The organism is Sphingomonas sp. CD22, assembly GCF_034556155.1.
GTDB lineage: Bacteria > Pseudomonadota > Alphaproteobacteria > Sphingomonadales > Sphingomonadaceae > Sphingomonas.
Genome location: NZ_JAYDYX010000001.1, coordinates 133,904 through 156,862, shown reverse-complemented (window position 1 = coordinate 156,862; position 22,959 = coordinate 133,904). Strand labels below are relative to the sequence as shown.

Annotated in this window: 12 protein-coding genes; 10 read left to right on the top strand and 2 right to left on the bottom strand. The window is 69.4% G+C overall.

All coding sequences use genetic code 11. The annotated features are described in order from the left end of the window. Window positions 1–24: 24 nt before the first annotated feature. The 7 genes from SFC76_RS00765 (at window position 25) to SFC76_RS00735 (ending at window position 16,771) form a co-directional block, all read left to right on the top strand. Complete coding sequence (locus tag SFC76_RS00765; protein ID WP_322847591.1) at window positions 25–2,814, top strand: TonB-dependent receptor; 2,790 nt, start codon at window positions 25–27, stop codon at window positions 2,812–2,814. A 207-nt stretch (window positions 2,815–3,021) separates the two neighbouring features. Further along, window positions 3,022–5,358: a beta-N-acetylhexosaminidase gene (locus SFC76_RS00760; protein ID WP_322847590.1), complete on the top strand. Its 2,337-nt coding sequence runs from the start codon at window positions 3,022–3,024 to the stop codon at window positions 5,356–5,358. Next, complete coding sequence (locus SFC76_RS00755; RefSeq protein WP_322847589.1) at window positions 5,355–7,925, top strand: beta-mannosidase; 2,571 nt, start codon at window positions 5,355–5,357, stop codon at window positions 7,923–7,925. Before SFC76_RS00760 ends, SFC76_RS00755 begins: the two co-directional genes overlap by 4 nt. Before the next feature lie 484 nt (window positions 7,926–8,409). Further along, window positions 8,410–10,956 (top strand): glycoside hydrolase family 3 C-terminal domain-containing protein, encoded by a 2,547-nt coding sequence (locus SFC76_RS00750; RefSeq protein ID WP_322847588.1) that lies wholly within the window; start codon window positions 8,410–8,412, stop codon window positions 10,954–10,956. 67 nt (window positions 10,957–11,023) lie between these two features. After that, window positions 11,024–12,499 carry a glycoside hydrolase family 125 protein gene (locus SFC76_RS00745; RefSeq protein WP_322847587.1) on the top strand — a complete coding sequence of 492 codons (1,476 nt, stop codon included), beginning with the start codon at window positions 11,024–11,026 and terminating at the stop codon, window positions 12,497–12,499. Next, window positions 12,496–14,817 carry a GH92 family glycosyl hydrolase gene (locus tag SFC76_RS00740; protein WP_322847586.1) on the top strand — a complete coding sequence of 774 codons (2,322 nt, stop codon included), beginning with the start codon at window positions 12,496–12,498 and terminating at the stop codon, window positions 14,815–14,817. The genes SFC76_RS00745 and SFC76_RS00740 overlap by 4 nt, the downstream gene beginning before the upstream one ends. A 43-nt stretch (window positions 14,818–14,860) precedes the next feature. After that, a complete protein-coding gene (locus tag SFC76_RS00735; RefSeq protein ID WP_322847585.1) occupies window positions 14,861–16,771 on the top strand; it encodes an alpha-L-fucosidase in 1,911 nt (636 codons plus the stop codon). 265 nt (window positions 16,772–17,036) lie between these two features. Here the strand turns inward: SFC76_RS00735 and SFC76_RS00730 are convergent, their stop codons facing one another. Then, entirely contained in the window at window positions 17,037–17,795 is a 759-nt protein-coding gene (locus SFC76_RS00730; protein WP_322847584.1) for a competence/damage-inducible protein A, read from the bottom strand. Between the two features lie 50 nt (window positions 17,796–17,845). Between SFC76_RS00730 and map the strand changes: the two genes are divergently transcribed. The 3 genes from map to SFC76_RS00715 all read left to right on the top strand — a co-directional run bounded on the left by map (window position 17,846) and on the right by SFC76_RS00715 (window position 21,188). Further along, window positions 17,846–18,673, top strand: coding sequence for a type I methionyl aminopeptidase (map, locus tag SFC76_RS00725; protein WP_322847583.1), 828 nt, complete (start codon window positions 17,846–17,848; stop codon window positions 18,671–18,673). 131 nt (window positions 18,674–18,804) lie between these two features. Beyond that, window positions 18,805–19,872 carry an SDR family oxidoreductase gene (locus tag SFC76_RS00720; protein WP_322847582.1) on the top strand — a complete coding sequence of 356 codons (1,068 nt, stop codon included), beginning with the start codon at window positions 18,805–18,807 and terminating at the stop codon, window positions 19,870–19,872. Continuing rightward, window positions 19,869–21,188 carry an AarF/ABC1/UbiB kinase family protein gene (locus tag SFC76_RS00715; RefSeq protein WP_322847581.1) on the top strand — a complete coding sequence of 440 codons (1,320 nt, stop codon included), beginning with the start codon at window positions 19,869–19,871 and terminating at the stop codon, window positions 21,186–21,188. Before SFC76_RS00720 ends, SFC76_RS00715 begins: the two co-directional genes overlap by 4 nt. Window positions 21,189–21,373: 185 nt before the next feature. On the opposite strand, the gene SFC76_RS00710 is transcribed toward SFC76_RS00715, so the two are convergent. Then, window positions 21,374–22,945: an alpha-N-arabinofuranosidase gene (locus tag SFC76_RS00710; RefSeq protein WP_322847580.1), complete on the bottom strand. Its 1,572-nt coding sequence runs from the start codon at window positions 22,943–22,945 to the stop codon at window positions 21,374–21,376. Between the last annotated feature and the right edge of the window lie 14 nt (window positions 22,946–22,959).

Genomic DNA, 22,959 nt, shown 5'->3' with positions numbered 1-22,959 from the left:
GTTCCGCGAAGGGGACTGAACCTTATGCACCTCCGCCACGCGATTCTGGCGACCACCGCGCTTACCTTGTCCGCTGCGGCGGCGCAGGCGCAGACCACGCCGACCACGACCCCGCCGGGCAGCAGCGAGCAGGCGCAGCCCGCCGCCGCCGACGGCGACAAGGCGGGCGACGAGATCGTCGTCACCGGTTATCGCGGCAGCCTGCGCGAGGCGATCAACGTCAAGCGCAACGCCAATGCCGTGGTCGACGTCATCACCTCGGAAGACGTCGGCAAATTCCCCGACCGCAACGTCGCCGAATCGCTCTCGCACATTCCCGGCGTCAGCATCGACCGCCGCTTCGGCGAGGGCGAGAAGGTCGCGATCCTCGGCACCGATCCGGCGCTCAACCGCATGCTGCTCGACGGCCATGCGCTCGCCTCGGCGGACTGGGGCGGCAACGACAACGATCCGTCGAGCCGCACCTTCAACTATTCGCTGCTCGCCCCCGAACTGGTCGACCGGCTCGAAGTCTACAAGTCGCCCGAACCGCGGATCGAGGAAGGCAGCCTCGGCGGCACCGTCATCGTCCGCACCCGCCGGCCGCTCGACCTGCCCGCCAATTCGATCTTCGCCTCGGGCGGCTATTCGTACAACGACCGTTCCGACAAGGGCAACCTCCGCGCCTCGGGCCTGTACAGCTGGCGCAACGCCGACGAGACCTTCGGCGTCCTCGTCGCCGCGACTTACGACAAGCAGAACCTGACCCGCGCCGGCGTCGAATTCTTCGGCTATGACAATAACGCGCCCAACGCCGACGGCACCTACAGCAGCCCGTTCGTCAACCGTGCCAGCGACGGCACGCTCAGCCTCAAGAGCCCCGGCGCGACGATCAACGGCGGCACCATCGCCGATCTCTACAAGGCGGCGTCGCCCTTCGGCATCAACTATGCCTATTTCCAGCAGCAGCGGCAGCGCAAGAGCGTGTCCGGCACGATGCAGTTCCGCCCGACCAGCGAGCTGACCTTCACGCTCAACGGCACGCATATCGACGGCAATTACAACAATTACAGCCAGTCGATGTACACGATCCCCGGCGCGTGGACCGGCGACGTGCTGCAATCGGCGACGATCAGCAACGGCGTCGTCACCGCCGCGAGCTTCGGTGCGGCCAGGCAACAGGCGTCGCAGCTCGACACGCTCGTCCGCCGCACCAGCCTGAAGACCGACAATCTCAACCTGTTCGCCGATTGGGAAGGCGACGGCGGTGCCAAGGTGAACTTCTCGGGCGGCTGGTCGAAGGCGACCGGCGGGCGCAATCCCGAATATCTGTTCAACGTGCAGACCAAGCTGCCCTACAGCTATGCCTTCACCAGCGACAGCGCGACGGTGAATTACGTCGGCGATCCCACCAACCCCGCCAATTACTTCACCAACCCGAACAACAATCCCGCGCAGATCGAAAGCCGCCCGGTCACCACCGCCAGCGGTGCGCAGCTCGTCGCCGCGCAGATCGGCGGGCTCGACTATAGCGTCACCACCGATCGCGACATCTTCGGCGGCTATGACGCGACCATCCCGGTCGGCTTCGGCCCGTTCACCGAAATCCTGCTCGGCAGCCGCGTCACCGATCACGTCAACCGCATCAACGCGCGTGGCGTGAACACCTATCTGCAACAGTCGCTCAACGTCACCCAGCTCGGCGTCACCGCACTGTCCACCCCCGACGGCACGTTCGACGGCAGCGGCGGCATGGGCAATGCCACCAAATATCTGAACCTGCCGCAGCAGGCGGTGATCGACATCCTTGCCAATGCGATCAATAGCCCGCTGGTCACCAAGGTCGCCGCCTCGACCAAGGTGCGCGAGACGGTGATGGCCTCCTATGCGCAGGCCAATTTCGATCAGGGCGGCGTGCGCGGCAATATCGGCGGCCGCCTCGTCTACACGCGCGACGTCTCCAATTACGCGACGACGTTGAGCGACACGGTCAATCCGGCACCGGTGCCGACCCGTACCGCCACCGACTATCTGAAGTTCCTGCCCAGCCTCAACATCGCCTATTCGATCACGCCCAAGGTGATCGTCCGCGGTGCGGTCGCGCGGGTGATCGCCCGGCCGCGCTACGAGGATCTGGCGGCGGCGACCTCGCTCAACAACGTCACGCTCGACGGCGGCGGCGGCAATCCCAACCTGAAACCGTACGAATCGACCAATTACGAACTGACCGCCGAATATTACCCGCGCGCCGGCACGCTGCTCGCCGTCGAGCTGTTCCGTCGCGAAATCTCCAACTACATCTTCAACACGCGCACCAATGCGCTGTTCTTCAACTCGCTGACCAATGCGCTGGCGACCTATAACATCAACCAGCCGATCAACGGCGGCAAGGCCAAGGTCAACGGCGCCCTGGCGTCGGCGCAGACCGACATCTGGGGCGGCTTCGGCTTGCAGGCGAACTATTCCTATCAGGAAAGCACCACCTCCAACACCGACGTCACCGGCACGACGCTCAACCTGCCCTATCTGTCGAAGCACACCGTCAACGTGATCCCCTATTTCGAAAAGGGACCGTTCCAGGCGCGCGTCAGCTACAATTACCGGTCGAGCTATTTCCGCACGATCGGCCGCCTCGGTTCGCGCGAGATGGTCGCGCCGTACAGCCAGCTCGATGCCTCGGCCTCGCTCAACCTCACCAAGGGCATCGTGCTGAGCGTCAACGCGCAGAACCTGCTCGACGAGACCTACCGCCAGTATAACGCCACCCCCGATCGCCCGACCGCTTTCTACAAGAACGGCCGCACCTTCGCCGCGGCTCTGTCCTTCAGAATGTAACGTTCGGCCGATAATGCCGGCGCGGACCTGGTCCGGTTTGCCGGCCCCTTTCCCCGCAGAGCATCCCCCCCCTTGGGGATGCTCCGGCCTTCAGCCCCGGCATCGCATTGCGATCGCCGGGGTCTTTTTTTGCGCGTCAGGCATGGACGCCGCGGGATCGGTCCTGCAAGATACCATCAAATACCAAAACAGGACCAAGGGGTTGTCATGAGGGAGCATGTCAGTTTCGCGACCATCGTCGGCGGCGTTCTGGCGCTGCTGTCGTCCGCCGCGACCGCCCAGATCTCGCCTGCCCGGACCGCTCCTGCCCCCTTGCCGCTCGTGCCGATGCCACAGACCGTGACGCGCGGCAGCGGCAGCTTCACCGTCGCCGACGGCGCCCGGCTCGCGGTTCCCGCCGGCGACGCGGGCGCGCAGGCCGCCGCCCGGCTGCTCGCCGCGCACGTCCGCGTCGAACGCGGCCTCACCCTCGCCCCGATCGACGGCGACGCACCAATCCGCTTCGTCCGCGATGCGACGATCGCCGGCGACGAGGCCTATCGGCTCGACGTCGACGCCCGCGGCATCCGCATCGCCGCCTCGGGCGACCGTGGCCTCGTCCACGGCGCGATGACGCTGGCGCAATTGCTCAGCCCCGATCGCGACTACGGCCGGCCGGTCGCGGTGCCCGCGCTCGCCATCGCCGACGCGCCGCGCTTCGCATGGCGCGGGCTGATGATCGACGCTGCGCGCCACTTCCAGCCGATCGGCTTCCTCCGCGGCATCGTCGACCAGATGGCGTCGGTGAAGCTCAACACGCTCCATCTCCACCTCACCGACGATCAGGGCTGGCGGTTCGAGGTCAAGCGCTACCCGCGGCTCACCGACGTCGGCGCATGGCGTACCCCGCCGTCGGCAGGCGGCGCACCCGGCCCGCGCGTCGGCGGCTTCTATACGCAGGACGAATTGCGCGGCCTCGTCGCCTACGCCGCCGAGCGCGGCATCGTCATCGTCCCCGAGATCGACCTGCCCGGCCACGCCCAGGCGCTGGTCGCCGCCTATCCAGAGCATGGCGTGCTCGGCGATCGCCCCGCGGTCGGCCACGATTGGGGCGTGAACCCCTATCTGCTCAACCCGCGGCCCGAGACGGTGCGCTTCGTCGAGGACATCCTCGACGAACTGCTCGCCGTCTTCCCCGGCCCGTACATCCACCTCGGCGGCGACGAGGCGGTCAAGGACCAATGGGAACGCTCGCCGCAGGTGCAGGCGCAGATGGCTTCGCTCGGCCTGAAGACCGAGATGCAGATGCAAAGCTGGCTGATCGACCAGCTCGGCGCCTATCTCGCCAAACACGACCGCCGCCTGATCGGCTGGGACGAGATCCTCGAGGGCGAGCTGCCGCCGTCGGCCTCGGTGATGTCGTGGCGCGGCGACAAGGGCGCGGTCGAGGCGGCGACGCGCGGCCACGACGTCGTGCTGTCGCCCGGCCCGACGCTCTACCTCGACAATTCGCAAAGCCGCCGCGACGACGAACCGCCCGGCCGCCTCGCCGTCCAGACGCTCGCCGACCTCTATCGCTACGATCCGATGCCCGCGGGCATCGCCCCCGACAAGGCGGGCCACGTCCTCGGCGCGCAGGGCAATGCGTTCAGCGAATACCTCATCACCGCGTCGCAGGTGCAGCATGCGATCTTCCCGCGCGCCGCCGCACTCGCCGAGATCACCTGGTCCGCCAAATCCGCACGCGACTTCCCCGGCTTCGTGTCGCGCGTCCAGCCGCAGCTCGCGCGCTGGCGCCGGTCGGGGCTGGCGGTGGCGGACAGCGCCTTCGCGGTCGGTTACGCGATCCAGGGCCGCCGCGGCGACGCGCTGCGTGCCGGCCGGGTGACGGTGGCGCTGGCGACGCAGGCGCCGCTCGGCACGATCCGCTACACGCTCGACGGCAAGGACCCGACCCCGCGCTCGCGCGCCTATGCCGCGCCGCTGACGCTGGCTCCCGGCGCGACGATCCGCGCCGCCGCGTTCGATAGCAGCGGCATCCCGCTCGCCACCCCGCGCGCCTTCGCGACCGGCCGCGGCGCGCTGCTCGCCCGCGGCAACAGCGACCTGATCGCCTGCCCGACCGGCGCGCTCGCGCTGCGCGTGCCGCTGACCGCCGACGCCACCGCCGACGCGCCCGCGTTCAACATCGACCTGTTCGACACCTGCTCCGTCTACCCCGCCGCGCCGCTCGACGTGGCGAGCGGCATCACGCTCGACATCGCCCGCCTGCCGCGCCCGTTCGGCCTCGCGCACGACGTCGGCCAGCTGCGCGGGCATTATAACGTCACCCCTCATGGCGAACTGGTCGTCACCGCCGGCTGCCAGGTCAAGGACGGCCCGCGCCCACCGGTGGTCGCGACCTTCCCGCTGCCTGACCCCGCGACCGCGCCCAACCGCTTCCGCGCCACCGCGCCCGTCGCCCGGCGCAGCGGCGATCCCGACCTCTGCCTGCAATTCACCTCGCCGCTGTCCGACCCGCTCTATGCGGTCGAGCGCGTGCAACTGACGGAGCCCAATCAGTGAAGCCCCTCCGCCCCGCCCTGCTCACGCTGGCGCTGCTCGCGCTGACCCCCGCCTATGCCGCCCCCCGCGACGCGGTGCCGCTGGATCGCGACTGGCAGGTTCGCCTCGATCCCGCCGACGCCGCCGCCGCCAAGGCGCACCCCAAGGAGACTCGCTGGCTCCCCGCGCGCGTCCCCGGCAGCGTCCAGCAGGACCTCATCGCCGCCAAGCGCGTCCCCGATCCGTTCAAGGGCACCAACGAAGCCGCGATCCAATGGGTCGGCCTGTCCGACTGGCAGTTTCGCACCCGCCTGTCGGTCACCCCGGCGATGTTGGCGCGCGACCACCTCGACCTCGTGTTCGACGGGCTCGACACCTTCGCCACCGTCCGCGTCAACGGCCGGGTCCTGCTCTCCGCCGACAATGCCCACCGCCGCTGGCGCGCCGACGCCAAGTCGCTGCTCAAGGCCGGTGCCAACGAGATCCTCGTCACCATCGCCTCGCCGATCAAGCAGCTCGCGCCGCTCGTCCTCGCCGAACAGCATCCGCTTCCGGGCGAATATGTCTCGGCGTTCAAGGACGATCCCGGCGACCGCCAGACCTCGCCCTATATCCGCAAGCCGAAATACCAATATGGCTGGGACTGGGGTCCGCGCATCGTCACCATCGGCCTGTGGCGCCCCGCCCGGCTTGAGGCATGGGACGAGGCGCGGCTCGACACGCTGCGCGTCGAGCAGGACGCGCTCAACGACGCCGAGGCGCGGCTCACCGCGCGCGCGACGATCGTCGCCGACCGCGCCCGGACGGTGACGCTGCGCACTCTTCTCACCGCGCCCGACGGCACCACGCAAACGATCGACCGCCCGGTGGCGGTCGCGCCCGGCAGCAACGCCGTCGCCATCCCGCTCACCGTCGCCACACCGCAGCGCTGGCAGCCGGTCGGCTATGGCGCGCAGCCGCTCTACACCGTCGCCACCAGCCTGATCGTCGACGGCGTCGAATCCGATCGCAGCCAGCGCCGCATCGGCCTGCGCACCGTCGCGCTCGATCGCCGGAACGGCGCGTTCGGCTTCATCGTCAACGGCACGCCCGTGTTCGCCAAGGGCGCCAACCTCATCCCGTTCGACAGCTTCCCCGCCCGCGTCGACCACGCCGAGATGCAGTCGCTGCTCACCGGCGCGCGCGATGCGCATATGAACATGATCCGCATCTGGGGCGGCGGCTATTATCTCGACGACGCCTTCTACGAGATGGCCGACCGCATGGGCCTGATGGTCTGGCAGGATTTCATGTTCGGCGGCTCGGTCACGCCCCCCGACGCGGCGTTCCGCGAGAACGTCCGCATCGAGGCCGATGAACAAGTCGCGCGCCTCGGCGACCACCCCTCGATCGTCATCTGGACCGGCAACAACGAAGTCCTGTCGGGCTGGGAGAATTGGTCCGATCGCAAGGCGTTCAAGACCGCGGTCGGCCCCGACGAGCAGGAGCGGATCGGCGCCGGCATGGCGGTGCTGTTCGATCGCGTGCTGCGCGACGCGGTCACCCGCAACAGCCCCGGCACGCCCTACATGCCCGGTTCGCCGTCGACCGACTATGAAGGCCCGGTCGACACCGACGCCAATGGCGACCGCCATTTCTGGGACGTCTGGTCCGGCTCCAAGCCGGTCGAGCAATATCTCGATCATTGCCCGCGCTTCATGTCCGAATACGGTTTCCAGTCGATGCCGACGATGGCGACGATCCGCGATTTCGCCGGACCTGAGCCGCTCGCCGCCGACAGCGCGGTGATGAAGGCGCACCAGAAGTTCCTTTCCGGCGAGGGCAATGCCCGCCTTCAATTCTACCTCGATCAACGGCTGCGCCCGGCGAAGGACTTCGCCGATTTCGTCTATCTGACGCAGGTCGACCAGGCACAGGCGATCGGCCTCGCCGCGCGCCATCACCGCGCCTGCCGCCCGGTGACGATGGGCTCGCTGTTCTGGCAGCTCAACGACGTCTGGCCCTCGGTGAGCTGGGCGAGCATCGACCATCTCGGCCAATGGAAGCTGCTGCAATATGAAGCGAAGCGCTTCTTCGCCCCGCAGGCGATCGTCGCCGAGCACAAGGACGGCGCGACCCGCGTCGTGCTGCTCTCCGATGCGACCACGCCGCTGCCGGCCCGGTGGCGGCTCACCGTCCGCGACATGACCGGCGCGACGCTGTCGACCCGCGAGGAGGCCGCGACGCTCGCCCCGCTCTCCGCGGCGACGGTCGCGACGCTGCCCGACGCCGATCTGTTCGGCACCGCCGCGCCGGCGCAGAGCTACGCCGTCGCCGAACTGCTCATCGACGGCCGCACCGTCAGCCGCACCATCGTCGAGCGTCTCGTCCCCAGGGACATGGCCTATCCGAACCCCCGCCTGACGCTGCGCCGCTCGGGCGACACCGCGACGATCACCGCCACCAATCTCGCGCGCGCGGTGATGATCGACATGGGCGACACCCCCGGACAGGCGTCCGACAACGGCTTCGACCTGCTGCCCGGCGAAAGCATCACGGTGACGCTCACCGGCAAACAGACCCCGACGCTGCGGACGCTCGCCCGCTGATGCCGCGCGCCCGTCTCATCGCGTCCGGACCGGCATCACGCGAAGCCGCGAAGCCGCGAAGAGACGTGCGCCCAGCGGCGCGAAGCCCCCGCGGCGCAGCCGCCCGTAAAATCCCCCCGGCGGCGAACGTCCCCGGCGCAAGAGCGCGCCGCGGCTCCGCCAATATCCCCTCCGCGCCTCCGCGCCCCCGCGCGAACCCCCTCTCGCTACTCATCTCTTCGCGCCTTCGCGTCTTCGCGCGAACCCCCAGTGTTCCCGCGAACGCTGGAACCCAGGGCCAAGCAGAACACCGTCCGGGACCCACCACCCTGGGCTCCTGCGTCCGCAGGAGCACGGGTAAGTCGGAGCGGCGGCACACCATCGCCTACGTCCCCCAACTGGTCCCCGGCGCCCGCCGCAAGACCACCGCGCACGCCACCACGCCGCACCACCCCTCTGCGTCCTCCGCGCCTTCGCGCGCAAACCCCTCCCCCGGAGCGTCCGTATGATCCCCGTCCTCCTCCTGCTCGCGCAAGCCGCCGACCCGATCGCCGCGACGGTCGCCACCATGTCCCCCGAGCGCAAGGCCGCGCAGCTGCAGAGCACCGCGCCCGCCGACCCCGCCGCCGGCCTGCCCGCCTACGATTGGTGGAGCGAGGGGCTGCACGGCCTCGCCCGCGACGGCTATGCCACCGTCTTCCCGCAGGCGATCGGCCTTGCCGCGACCTGGGACGTCGACGTGATGAACCGCGTCGGCACGATCGTCAGCACCGAGGCGCGCGCCAAGTTCAACGCCAGACCGGTCGCCGCCAATCGCCGCATCTACGAAGGGCTGACGATCTGGTCGCCCAACATCAATATCTTCCGCGATCCGCGCTGGGGCCGCGGGCAGGAGACCTATGGCGAGGACCCGTATCTCACCGGCTCGCTCGGCGTCGCCTTCATCCACGGCCTGCAGGGGCCCGATCCCAGCCATCCCCGCGTCGTCGCCACGCCCAAGCATTTCGCCGTCCACAGCGGCCCCGAAGCCGGCCGCGACAGTTTCGACGTCGATCCCAGCCCGCAGGATCTCGAGGCGACCTACCTTCCCGCCTTCCGCCGCGCGATCATCGAGGGCAAGGCGACCTCGCTGATGTGCGCCTACAACAGCATCCACGGCGTGCCGGCCTGCGCCGCCTCGTGGCTGATGAACGACCGGCTGCGCCACGATTGGGGGTTTACCGGCTTCACCGTCTCCGATTGCGATGCGGTGAGCAACATCAGCGTCTACCACCATTATCGCAAGGACAGCGCGGGCGCCGCGGCGGCGGCGATCCGCGGCGGCACCGACGTCAATTGCGGCAGCGCCTATGGCGCCCTGCCGCAGGCGCTCGCCAAGGGCCTCGTCACTCAGGCGGAGGTGGATACCGCACTGACCCGCGCGCTGCGCGCCCGCCGCGCGCTCGGCATCGCCTTCGGCGGCACCAGCCCGTACGGCACGATCCCCGCGAGCGAGGTCGCCACGCCCGCGCACCACGCCGCCGCGCTCGACGCCGCGCGCAAGTCGATCGTCCTGCTCCAGAACAACGCCAACCGCCTGCCGCTCAAGGCCGGCGCGAAGATCGCGGTGATCGGCGCCAATGCCGACGACCTCGGCGTGTTGCAGGGCAATTACCATGGCACCGCGGTCGCCCCGGTGACCCCGCTCGACGGCCTGCGCACCCGCTTCGGCGCCGCCAATGTCAGCTATGCGCAGGGCTCGCTGCTCGCCGAGACCGCGGCGATCGTCGTCCCCGAAACCGCCCTGCGCGCCGACGGCAAGCCCGGCCTGCGCGCGACGTATACGGGTGGCAGCGGCGCGCCGACCGTCCGCCAGGACCGCCGCATCGATCTCGACGTCAATCGTGCGCCGCCCGCGCCCGGCCTGCCCGCGACCGGCTATACCGCGCGCTGGACCGGCGAGTTCGTCCCCCCCGCCCCCGGCCGCTACCATCTGATCCTCGATCAGACGCAATGCTGGAAGGATTGCCGCGTCCACGACCGCGCCAGACTGACGCTCGGCGGCAAGACGCTCCACGACGGCGACCTGCCCAAGGGCCGCGTCGACCTCGTCGTCGACAGCGACGGCACGCCGCAGCCGATCGACATCCTCCTCGATCACCGGTCGGAGGACGACAGCTTCCGCCTGCTGTGGCTGCCCCCCGCCGACCCCCTGCTCGCGCAGGCGGTCGCCGCGGCGAAGCAGGCGGATGTCGCCGTCGTCGTCGCCGGCCTTTCGCCCGATCTGGAGGGCGAGGCGCTGTCCGTCTCGGTCCCCGGCTTCGTCGGCGGCGACCGCACCGACATCGCGCTGCCCGCGCCGCAGCTTCGGTTGCTCGCCGCGCTCAAGGCGACCGGCAAGCCGATCGTCCTCGTCCTGACCAGCGGCAGCGCGGTGTCGGTCGATCCCGCCGCCGCCGATGCGATCCTCGCCAATTGGTATGCGGGCGAGGCGGGCGGCACCGCGCTCGCCGACGTGCTGTCAGGCACGGTCAATCCCGCCGGTCGTCTGCCGGTGACGCTCTACCACGCGACCACCGACCTGCCCGCCTTCACCGATTACGGCATGAAGGAACGCACCTACCGCTATTTCACCGGCAAGCCCTTGTGGGGGTTTGGCCATGGCATGAGCTACACCAGCTTCCGCTACGCCGCGCCGCGCGGCCCCGCCTCGGTGGCGGCGGGCAGCGATCTGCGCGTCGAGGCGAGCGTCACCAACACCGGCGCGCGGGACGGAGAGGAAGTCGTCCAGGCCTATCTCGTGCCCCCGGCGGCCAAGCCGGCGGGCGGCAACACGCCGGTCCTCCAGCGCCAGCTCGTCGGCTTCCAGCGTGTCGCCGTCGCGCGCGGCAAGAGCGCCAGGGTCGCCTTCACGCTCGATCCGCGCGCGATGAGCATCGTCGACCACGACGGTCGCCGCCACGTCGTGCCCGGCGCCTATCGCCTCTACGTCGGCGGCGGCCAGCCCGGCGACGGTGCCGGCCAATGGTTCGCCTTCACCGTCACGGGTGCCGACACGGAGCTGCCCAAGTGATGCGCCGCCTTTCAACACCCACCCCGTACCCCGGCGCAGGCCGGGGCCCAGTTGGGGGACGTTCACGATGACCCACCACCGCCAATCAAGCTGGACCCCGGCATCCGCCGGGGATCAACCCCTCAACCGCCGCCACTTCCTCGCCGCGACCGCCGCGTCGGCGGCGACGCTCGCCACTCCCGCCTTCGCCGCACCGCAATTCCCCTCGAAACGCCCCGCCGCCGCCGACCGCCGCTTCGCCAGCCCGGCGGTCGAGCGCGAGCTTGCCCGCGTCTCGGCGAAGATCGGCGACGCCAAGCTGCGCTGGATGTTCGGCAATTGCTATCCGAACACGCTCGACACCACCGTCCGGATGGGCGGCACCGAGGCAGCGCCCGACGCCTTCGTCATCACCGGCGATATCCCGTGCCTGTGGCTGCGAGATTCATCGGCGCAGGTGAAACCCTATCTCCACCTCGCCAGACAGGCGCCCGAGCTGCGCCGGCTGGTCCGCGGCCTGATCGCGCGCCAGTCGCGCTGCATCCTGCTCGATCCCTATGCCAATGCCTTCATGGAGGACCCGGCCGCCAGGTCGAACCTCGAATGGTCGCAGAAGGACGAGACCGAGATGAAGCCCGGCGTCGCCGAGCGGAAATGGGAGGTCGACTCGCTCTGCTACCCGATGCGCCTCGCGCACGGCTACTGGCGCGCCACCGGCGACGCGGCGCCGTTCGACGCGACCTGGGCGGCGGCGGCCCGCGCCAGCATCCGCACCTTCCGCGAACAGCAGCGCAAGGACGGCCCCGGCCCCTACAGCTTCCGCCGTTCCGCGCCGCAGCCCACCGAGACGTTGCTCTGGGGCCACGGCAACCCGACGCGGCCGGTCGGCCTGATCCATTCGGGCTTCCGCCCCTCGGACGACGCCTGCCTCTACCCCTTCCTCATCCCCAGCAACCTCTTCGCCGTGACGGCGCTGCGCGAGCTTGCAACCGTCGCCAAAGAAGCACGCAATGACGATGACTTAGCCAAGTCCGCCACCGAGCTGGCGGCGGAGGTCGCGGCGGCGCTCAAGGCGCACGGCACGATGCGTCTGCGCGACGGTAGTGAAGTTTGGGCCTATGAGGTCGACGGCTACGGCAACGCCGTCTTCATGGACGACGCCAACGTCCCCAGCCTCTCCGGCCTCGCCTATCTCGGCTGCGTCGACCCCGCCGACCCGCTGTGGCAGCGCACCCAGGCGGCCTGCTGGAGCGACGCCAACCCCTGGTTCTTCCGCGGCAAGGCCGGCGAGGGCATCGGCGGCCCGCACGTCGGCGCCGGCCAGATCTGGCCGATGTCGCTCACCATCCGCGCCCTCTCCGCCACCGCCGACGCCACGATCCGTGCCACCCTGCGCACCCTGCGCGACACCGACGGCGGCACCGGCTTCATCCACGAAAGCTTCGACCGGGACGATCCCGCCAAGTTCACCCGAAGCTGGTTCGCCTGGGCCAACGGCCTGTTCGGCGAGCTCATCCTCTATCTCGCCGCCACCCGACCCGCATTGCTGAAGGCGCCCCTATGACTTTAGGCACGATTTCCCGCCGCACCCTCCTCGCCGGCACTGCCGCCGCCGGCCTGCCGCTCCCCGCGCTCGCCGCCGCACCGGCACCCGCCGCCGCCAATCTCTTCATCGGCACCGGCGGCCACGGCCACACCTATCCCGGCGCGACCCTGCCCTTCGGCATGGTCCAGCTCAGCCCCGACACCGACGTCGAGCGCTGGGACGCCTGCTCGGGCTATCACCGCACCGACACGTCGATCATGGGGTTCAGCCACACGCATCTGTCGGGCACCGGCATCGGCGACATGCTCGACGTGCTGGTCGTGCCGGCCCGCGGCCCCGTCCAGCTCCTCCCCGGCCCGCTCGACAACCCCGACGCAGGCTACCGCCAGCGCTTCACCGCCGAACATGCCGAGCCCGGCTATTATCGCGTCGCGCTCGAGACCGGCGTCCGCGCCGAGCTGACGGTGACCGAACGCACCGGCTACCACCGCTACACCTTCCCCGCCGGCCCCGCCCACATCCTCGTCGACCTCTCGCATCTGATCCTCGACAAGACCGACCAGCCGCCGCTCGTCACCGACGCCAGCCTGACGCTCGACCCCGACGGCACGCTGACCGGCAGCCGCACCGTCCACCGCTGGGCGAAGGGCCGCCACATCCACTTCGCGCTCCAGGCCTCGCGCGCGCCGAACCGCGTCACCCTCTACGGCGACGGCGATGCCGAGCAGCCCGCCGGCACCCGCATGGTCGCGGGCATGCGGCTCAAGGCCGTCCTCCATTATGACGACGCCGGCGCCGCGCCGATCCTCATCCGCTGCGGCATATCCGGCGTCGACGTCGCCGGCGCCCGCGCCAACCTCGCCGCCGAGGGCCGGAGCTGGGACTTCGACGCCGTCCGCCGCGCCGCGCAGGCCGCCTGGACACGCGAGTTCGATGCGATGCGCGTCGAGGGCGGCACCGCCGACCAGCGCACCATCTTCGCCTCCGCGCTCTACCACGCGCTGATTGCGCCGACGCTCTTCTCCGACGTCGACGGTCGCTACATCGGCCTCGATCGCAAGCCGCACGCGCTCGCCGCGGGCGAGGCGGCGTACAGCAGCTATTCGCTGTGGGACACCTATCGCGCGCTCCACCCGCTGCTCACCATCATCGCGCCCGACAAGGCGCAAAGCCTCGTCGCCGACCTCATCCGCCAGACGCAGCAGAGCGTCTACGGCCCGCCGGTCTGGCCGTTGCAGGGCGTCGAGACCGGCACGATGATCGGCTGGCACGCCGTCTCCGTCCTCGCCGAGGCGCAGGCGAAGGGCATAAAGGCGGACTACGCCGCCGCCTGGCCCGCGATCGCCAAGCGCAGCTTCGACTTCACCGCCCCCGATCGCGACAACAGCAAGGGCCGCGACGTCTACGACGCCAAGGGCTATGTCCCCGCCGACGTCTGGTTCGAAAGCGTCAGCCGGACGCAGGAATATGCCTATGACGACTGGGCCTCGGCGCATCTCGCCCGCGCCGCCGGCCGGACGGCGGAGGCGGACCGGCTGCTCAAGCGCTCGGGCAATTGGCGCAACGTCATCGACGGCAAGGCCGGCTTCGCCAAGCCGCGCTTCGCCGACGGCCGCTGGTGGAGCCCCTACGATCCCATCCAGCTCGGCCATATGCCCAAACCCTGGTGGCGCGACTATACCGAGGCGAACGGCTGGCAGGCGACCTTCCTCAACCAGCACGACGTCTACGGCCTGATCGCCCATATGGGCGGCGACGCCGCGTTCGAGGCCCGGCTCGACGCGCTGTTCACCGCGCCCTCGACGCTCCCCGCCAACGCGCCGCCCGACATCAGCGGCCTCGTCGGCCAATATGCGCACGGCAACGAGCCCAATCACCACGTCGCCTATCTCTACGCCTATACCGGCGCGGCGTGGAAGACGCAGGCGATGGTCCGCCGATTGTGCGTCGAGATGTACAAGAACGACCCCGACGGCATCATCGGCAACGACGATTGCGGCCAGATGAGCGCCTGGTTCGTGCTGTCGTCGCTCGGCTTCTACCCCGTCGATCCGGTCGAGGCGGTGTACGTCTTCGGCTCGCCGCTGTTCGAGCGCGCCGAGATCCGCCTGCCCGGCGGCAAGCGCCTGACGATCGAGGCGCCCGGCAATCGCGCCGACACACCCTATGTCCGCTCGGTCAGCCGCAACGGCAAGCCGTGGACGAAGAACTGGATCAGCCATGCCGAGCTGATGCAGGGCGGCCGCCTCACCTTCACGATGAGCGCGACGCCGGTGAAGAGCTTCGGCCAGGCCAAGGCCGACCGCCCGCCGTCGAATGGGCGCGGCGCGGCGTGACCGCGCATGCCGCACCTTGTTACAGCATCCGGAGAGCCACCCCGTGACCGACCTCAGCCGCCGCACCCTCATCGCCTCCGGCCTCGCCGCGACCGCCACCCCCGCGTTCGCCGCCACGACCGCCCCGGCGAACGCGCCCGCCCCCTATGGCGCCACCCCGTCGCCGCGCCAGCTCGCCTGGCACCGGCGCGAGCGCTACGCCTTCGTCCATTTCTCGATCAACACCTTCACCAATCGCGAATGGGGCTATGGCGACGAGAGCCCGGCGCTGTTCGACCCGACCGATTTCGCACCCGACCAGATCGTCGCCGCGGCCAAGGCGGGCGGCATGCGCGGCATCATCCTCACCGCCAAGCATCACGACGGCTTCTGCCTGTGGCCGACGCAGCTCACCGAACATTGCATCCGCAACAGCCCGTATAAGAACGGCAAGGGCGACATCGTCCGCGAGATGGAACAGGCGACGCGCCGCGCCGGCCTCGCCTTCGGCCTCTATCTCTCGCCGTGGGATCGCAACCACCCCGAATACGGCCGCCCCGCCTATGTCGATTATTACCGCAAGCAGGTGGTCGAACTGTGCACCCGCTATGGCGAATTGTTCGAATTCTGGTTCGACGGCGCCAATGGCGGCGACGGTTATTACGGCGGCGCCAAGGAAACCCGCAAGATCGACGCGCCCAGATATTACAACTGGCCGTCGATCATCGCGCTCGTCCACCAGCATCAGCCGCTGGCCTGCACCTTCGACCCGCTCGGCGCCGACATCCGCTGGGTCGGCAACGAGGACGGCGTCGCCGGCGATCCCTGCTGGCCGACGATGCCCGACCACCCCTATGTCCAGTCCGAGGGCAATAGCGGCGTCCGCAACGGCGCCTTGTGGTGGCCGGCGGAAACCGACGTGTCGATCCGCCCGGGCTGGTTCTATCACCCCGACGAGGATGCCAAGGTCAAGGACCCGCAGCGGCTGATCCGCCTGCACGACGAATCGATCGGCCGCGGCACCAACCTCAACCTCAACCTGCCGCCCGATCGCCGCGGCCGCATCCCCGATCACGACGTCGCCGTCCTCAAGAGCTTCGGCGCGGCGCTGGAGGCGAGCTTCGCCACCGACCTCGCAAAGGGCGCGATCGCCTCGGCGAGCGCCACCCGCGGTGCGGCGTTCGCACCGGCCCGGGTGCTCGACGGCGATCGCGATACCTATTGGTCGACGCCCGACCGCGTCACCACGCCGACGCTGACGCTCGACCTGCCGCCGAACCGCAGCTTCGACCTGATCCGCATCCGCGAACATCTGCCGCTCGGCGTCCGCGTCACCCGCTTCGCGATCGAGGCGGAGGTCGCCGGTCGCTGGCAACGGCTTGCCGAGAAGACCGCGATCGGCGCGCAGCGCATCATCCGCCTCGACGCGCCGATCGCCGCGCGCCGCATCCGGCTGGTGATCCTCGACGCCCCCGCCTGCCCGGCGATCAGCGAAGTCGCACTGTTCCGCAGCGTCGCACCGGTTCCGGTCGCCACCCCGCGCAGCAGCGACGCGACGCTGATCTCGCCGCGCGACTGGAAGGTCGTCGCCGCGACCGCCCCCGGCGCCGAAGCTTTGCTCGACGGCGACGGCGCGACGATCTGGTCGCAACCCGCGCCGACCACGACGCCGGCCGGCGTCACGCTCGACCTCGGCACCACGCAGACGGTCGCCGGCTTCAGCCTCACGCCCTGGCGCCACCCCGACAAGGTCAGCGCCCCACCGCGGAACTATCGCGCCGAGACCAGCATCGACGGCAAGACCTGGACCGCCGCCGCCGACGGCGAATTCCAGAACATCGCGTATGCGCTGGCGACGCAACGCATCCCCTTCACCGCGCCGCGCCCGCTACGCTACCTCCGCCTGACCTTCGCCGCGACCGCGGTGCCGGCCGAGAAACTGGCGATCGCGGACATCGGCGCCTTCACCCGCTGAACGCGGCGGGCGTGGGGACGCCAAGTGGTCAGACCCCCACGACGTACCCCGGCGAAGGCCGGGGCCCGTTTGGGAAGGCCCTCGTAAATCATCACGAACCTCCACCCCACTGGGCCCCGGCCTCCGCCGGGGTACACGCTTGATGGGTCACGGATCGCGTCTCGCGAAGGTCTCGAGAAGGCAGGGAAACGCGACCCTGCACCCGTCATCATCCCGCATCGTCCCGCACGTATCCGGCCATGTCGGGTGCGAACGCGCGCCCCCCTCAGATTCCCCCGGCGATCACCTCGCGCCCGCCGGCCTCCAGCTCGCGCGTCAAATCCGCGAGGCATTGCGTCACCACCGCCTCGTCGGCGGACCGGGCGACGAAATTCGCCCCCGTCCGCCCGTCGCGGAAGAACGGATAGGACCCGATCGACACGCCCTCGTGCGCCTTCTCGGCATCGCGCAGCAGGTCGGCGACCTCGCTCTCCGCGACCCAGCAGCCGATCGTCCCCGACACCACCGGCCGCCCGCCTTCCAGCGTCCCGGTCAACGCATCGAGCATCCCCGCGGTGATGTGCGGCACCCCCGCCATGATGAAGATGTTGCCGATGTGGATGCCCGGCGCGCCCGACACGCGATTGGGGATCAGCCCCGCGCCCGCCGGCACCCGCGCCATCCGCGCGCGCGTCTCGGTCAGCCCGCCGCGCGTCGCGTAATAGCGTTCCAGCACCGCCATCGCCTCGGGATGATGCTCCACCCCGACACCGAGCGCCGCGGCGATCGCGTCGACGGTGATGTCGTCGTGCGTCGGCCCGATGCCGCCGGTGGTGAACAGATAATCGTTGCGCGCGCGCAAGGTGTTGACCGCCTCGACGATCGCCGCGGTCCGGTCGGGCACCACGCGCACCTCGGCGAGGCGGATGCCCTGCACGTTGAGCCAGCTCGCGAGCTGCGCGATATTCTTGTCCTGCGTCCGGCCGGAGAGGATCTCATCCCCGATCACGACCAGCGCAGCGGTCCAGATACGTTCCTGCTCCATCGCCCGGTCATAGCCTCGCAAAATTGCCGCGACCACGCTATATCGCCGCGATGACCGAATACGTGACCGTCACCTCCGACGCGCCGGAAGGGCGCACCGGCGCCATCAAGCTCCATGGCCCCGCCGCCTTCGCGGGCATGCACAAGGCGGGCAAGCTCGCCGCCGAGACGCTGGACATGCTGACCCCGCACATGGTGCCGGGCGTATCGACCGCCGAGCTCGACAAACTGATCTACGATTTCATCGTCGCGCGCGACGGCGTGCCGGCGACGCTCGGCTATCGCGGCTACACGCATTCGACCTGCATCTCGATCAATCACGTCGTCTGCCACGGCATCCCGTCCGAGAAGACGCTGAAGTCGGGCGACATCGTCAACGTCGACGTCACCCCGATCGTCGACGGCTGGCACGGCGATTCGAGCCGCATGTATCTGATCGGCGACGTCCCGTTGAAGGCGAAGCGCCTCGTCGGGGTCACCTACGAATGCCTGATGCTCGGCATCGAGCAGGCCAGGCCCGGTAACCACATGGGCGACGTCGCCAACGCCATCCAGCGTCATGCCGAAAAGCACCGCTACGGCGTCGTCCGCGACTTCTGCGGCCACGGCCTCGGCCGGCTGTTCCACGACGCACCCGAAGTCGTCCACGTCGGCAAGCCCGGCACCGGTCCCGAACTCAAGCCCGGCATGATCTTCACGATCGAACCGATGATCAACATCGGCCGCCCGGACGTGAAGCTGCTCGACGACGGCTGGACCGCGGTGACCCGCGACCGTTCGCTGTCGGCGCAATTCGAACATTCGATCGGCATCACCGACGACGGCTGCGAGATCTTCACCGTCTCGCCCGCCGGATATCACCAGCCGCCCTATCAGTGAGCGAGGCCGCAGGCGCCGGCCACACGGCAAGCGCCCTCGGATTTAGCTCGGTTCGAACAACGGTAATCCAATAATCTCGGACCCTTGCGGCAGGGCCTGCGTTGGCAGCGTCTTACCGGAAAGGCAGAGTCATGACCAAACACGCATTGATCGTCGGTGCGAGCGGCATCGTCGGCAGCGCGACCGCAGCGCTTCTCGTCAGCGAGGGCTGGACCGTCCACGGTCTCGCCCGCCGCCCCGGCGACCAGCCGGGCGTCCGGCCCGTCGCCGCCGATCTGCTCGACGCCGCCGGCACCGCCACCGCGCTCGCCGATATCCGCCCCGATGCGGTGTTCATCACCACCTGGCTGCGCCAGGACAGCGAGGCGGAGAATATCCGCGTCAATTCGGCGATGGTCCGCAACCTCCTCGACGGTCTGCGCGCGAACAACGGGACCGCGCGTCACGTCGCGCTCGTCACCGGACTGAAACACTATCTCGGGCCGTTCGAGGCCTATGGCAAAGGCGCGCTGCCGCAGACCCCGTTCCGCGAGGAACAGGGCCGGCTCGACGTCGAGAATTTCTATTATGCGCAGGAGGACGAGGTGTTCGCCGCGGCGGAGCGCGACGGCTTCACCTGGAGCGTCCACCGCCCGCATACCGTGATCGGCAAGGCGGTCGGCAATGCGATGAACATGGGCACGACGCTCGCCGTCTATGCTACGCTCTGCCGTGAGACCGGCCGGCCGTTCCGCTTCCCCGGCTCGGCGGCGCAATGGGACGGGCTTACCGACATGACCGATGCCGGCCAGCTCGCGCGTCATCTGTTGTGGGCGGCGACCACGCCAGCCGCCGCGGACGAGGCGTTCAACGTGGTGAACGGCGACGTCTTCCGCTGGAGCTGGATGTGGGGCCGCATCGCCGACTGGTTCGGCGTCGAGGCCGCGCCGTTCGACGGCACCGTACAGCCGCTCGAGACGCAGATGGCCGGCGACGCCGACCTCTGGCGCCGCATCGCCGGGCGCGAGGGGCTCGTCGAGCCCGATCTCTCCCGTCTCGCCTCGCCCTGGCATACCGACGCCGATCTCGGCCGCCCGATCGAGGTCGTCACCGATATGTCGAAGAGCCGCCGCCTCGGCTTCACCGCCTATCAGCCGACCGACGACGCCTTCTTCGCGCTGTTCGAGCGGCTGCGCGCCGATCGCCTGATCCCGGCATGAGCGACGACCGCCCCGACAAGGGCCGTGCCGTGCCGAGCGGCCGGCTGTCGCGGCTCGGTGCCTTCGGGCGTCTCGCCGCGGGGGTCGGCGGCGGCGTCGTCGCCGAGGGTGCGCGGCGGCTCGCGGCGGGGGAACGGCCGCGGATGGGCGATCTGCTGCTCACCCCCGCCAATGCGACGCGCGTCGCCGACCAGCTCGCGCACCTGCGCGGCGCGGCGATGAAGCTCGGCCAGATGATCTCGATGGACGCGGGCGACATGCTGCCGCCCGAACTGGCGACGATCCTCGCCCGGCTCCGCAACGACGCGCACCATATGCCGCCCGCGCAGCTCAATACCGTGCTCGCCAAGGAATGGGGCCGCGACTGGCGCGGTCGCTTCGCCCATTTTCAGGCGCATCCGATCGCCGCCGCCTCGATCGGCCAGGTCCATCGTGCGCGCCTGCCCGATGGTCGCGAGCTGGCGATCAAGGTGCAATATCCCGGCGTCATGCAGAGCATCGACGCCGACGTCGACAATGTCGCGACCCTGCTGCGCGTCTCCGGCCTGCTGCCCAAGGAGCTCGACGTATCGCCGCTGCTCAGCGAAGCGAAACGCCAGCTTCACGAAGAGGCGGATTATCTGCGCGAGGGCACGATGATGCGCCGCTACCGCGCCTTGCTCGCCGACGATCCCGCCTTCGTCATCCCCGATTTGCACGCCGAGCTGACCACCCCGAACGTGCTCGCGATGACCTATGTCGCCGGCGTTTCGATCGAGACGCTGGAGGCCGCGGAACAGCCGGTGCGCGACGCGGCGATGCACAGCCTGATCGCTTTGGCGCTGCGCGAGCTGCTCGACTGGGGGCTGATGCAGACCGATCCCAATTTCGCCAATTACCGCTGGCAACCGGAGACCGGCCGCATCGTCCTGCTCGATTTCGGCGCCGCTCGCGCGGTGCCGGCGGCGACCGCGGACGGCTACCGCCGCCTCCTCGCTGCCGGCCTGTCAGGGAACCGCGATGCGGTTCGCGAGGCAGCGATCGCGGCGGGGTTCCTGGGCGAGACGGCGGCGGCGCGGCACCGGCCGCTGGTCGACGCGATGATCGACGTGATCCTCGGCGAGCTCAACCGCCCCGGCCCGTTCGACTTCGGCGACCGCGCCTTCGTCGGGGTCGTCCGCGAACAGGGCATGGAGATGGCGCACGACCGCGCCACCTGGCACGTCCCGCCCGCCGACACCTTGTTCGTCCAGCGCAAGATCAGCGGCACCGCGCTATTGGCGGCCCGGCTGAAGGCGCGGGTGGATATCCGCGCGATGGTCGACGGCCGGGTGTGACGCGCAGACGATTGCCGAGCTTCATCCATTCCAATCCCGCCGTCACCCCGGCCTTGCGCCGGGGTCCCGCTTCTTCGGACGGTGCGAAGAAGCGGGATGCCGGATCAAGTCGGGCATGACGGGGATATAGGCGCCGTCGCAACATCCGGCATCGGGGGCGGCACCACCGGCGCCGCTCGCGTCCCTTACTGGATGTCCAGCATCACCACCGACTTCGCCGGCAGCGTCACCGACAGCGTTCCGCCCGACAGCGTCGCCCCGGTGAATGCCACCGGCTTCACCACGTCGGGCGCATCGAAGGTGTTGTGCGCGTCCATTGTCGTGCCCGTCAGGATACGCCCGCTCACATTGCCCCCCGCGATCCCCGCGAGCTGCACCGACACGGTCGCCGGCTGGTTCGGATCGACGTTGGTCAGCGCGACGTGCACCACGCCGTCGGTGCCGCGCACCGCGCTCGAACTCACCGCGCGCAGCTCATGCCCGCCGTTGCGATACCAATGCGAGCTGACCTCGGCGGGCAGGACGGTGCCGTCCTGATAGCCCTTGTACAGGTCGAACACCCAATAGGTCGGCGTCTTCACCATGCGGTTGCCGTCGGTCAGCAGCATCGCCTGCAACACGTTGACCATCTGCGCGATATTGGCGCCGCGAACGCGATCGGCATGGCGCGCGAAGATATCGAGATTGAGGCTCGCCACCACCGCGTCGCGCATGCTGTTCTGCTGGTAGAGGAAACCCGGATGCGATCCCGGTTCCTGATCGTACCAGGTGCCCCATTCGTCGACGAGCAGCGCGACCCGCTTCTTGGGGTCGTATTTGTCCATGATCCGCGAATGACCCTGGAGCAATTCCTCCATCTTCATCGTCTTGGCGAGCGTCCGCGCCCAGGCTTCCTCGTCGAAGCCGGTAGCCGCGCCCTTTTTCTCCCAGCTTCCGGGCACCGTGTAATAATGGACGCCGATTCCGGAGAAGACGTTGCCCGCCTTCTGCATCATCACCTCGGTCCAATTGTAATCCTCGGCATTGGCGCCGCTCGCCACCTTCATGATCGGCACGCCCTCGGGCGCCTTGACGAAGGTCGCGTAGCGGCGCGTCTCGTCGGCGGCATATTCGGGCGTCATATTGCCGCCGCAGCCCCACAATTCGTTGCCGATGCCGAACATCGGCACCTTCCACGGCTCCTTGCGGCCGTTGGCGGCGCGCTCCTTGGCGAGCGTCGATCCGGTCGGCGAGGTCATATATTCGACCCATTCGGCCATCTCGCGCGGCGGCGCCGAGCCGACGTTGCCCGAGACATAGGCCTCGGCGCCGAGCAGCTCCGAATAGTCCATGAACTCGTGGGTGCCGACCGCATTGTCCTCGGTCACCCCGCCCCAATTGGTGTTGACCTTGACCGGGCGCTTGCCGCGCGGGCCGATGCCTTCGCGCCAATGATATTCGTCGGCGAAGCAGCCGCCGGGCCAGCGCACGACGGGCACCTTGATCGCCTTCAGCGCCTCGATCACGTCGCTGCGATAGCCGCGGACGTTCGGGATCTTGCTGTTCGGGCCGACCCAGATGCCGCCATAGATGCCGGTGCCGAGGTGTTCGGCGAACTGGCCGAACAGCCTTTTGTCGAATTTCGCACCGGGATGATCGCCGCGTACCGACACCGTATCGGACGGCACCGCCGCCGGCGCGGCCTGCTGTGCGGACGCGCCGCCGGACACCAGAACCGCCAGCGCGGAACAGAACAACAGCCTCGACATCACCTTCATCGCTCTCCCCTGAC

Coding starts and splice junctions, on each gene's coding strand:
- SFC76_RS00765 (WP_322847591.1), top strand. CDS start 25: ATGCACCTCCGCCACGCGATTCTGGCGACCACCGCGCTTACCTTGTCC.
- SFC76_RS00760 (WP_322847590.1), top strand. CDS start 3,022: ATGAGGGAGCATGTCAGTTTCGCGACCATCGTCGGCGGCGTTCTGGCG.
- SFC76_RS00750 (WP_322847588.1), top strand. CDS start 8,410: ATGATCCCCGTCCTCCTCCTGCTCGCGCAAGCCGCCGACCCGATCGCC.
- SFC76_RS00745 (WP_322847587.1), top strand. CDS start 11,024: ATGACCCACCACCGCCAATCAAGCTGGACCCCGGCATCCGCCGGGGAT.
- SFC76_RS00740 (WP_322847586.1), top strand. CDS start 12,496: ATGACTTTAGGCACGATTTCCCGCCGCACCCTCCTCGCCGGCACTGCC.
- SFC76_RS00730 (WP_322847584.1), bottom strand. CDS start 17,795: ATGGAGCAGGAACGTATCTGGACCGCTGCGCTGGTCGTGATCGGGGAT.
- map (WP_322847583.1), top strand. CDS start 17,846: ATGACCGAATACGTGACCGTCACCTCCGACGCGCCGGAAGGGCGCACC.
- SFC76_RS00720 (WP_322847582.1), top strand. CDS start 18,805: ATGACCAAACACGCATTGATCGTCGGTGCGAGCGGCATCGTCGGCAGC.
- SFC76_RS00715 (WP_322847581.1), top strand. CDS start 19,869: ATGAGCGACGACCGCCCCGACAAGGGCCGTGCCGTGCCGAGCGGCCGG.
- SFC76_RS00710 (WP_322847580.1), bottom strand. CDS start 22,945: ATGAAGGTGATGTCGAGGCTGTTGTTCTGTTCCGCGCTGGCGGTTCTG.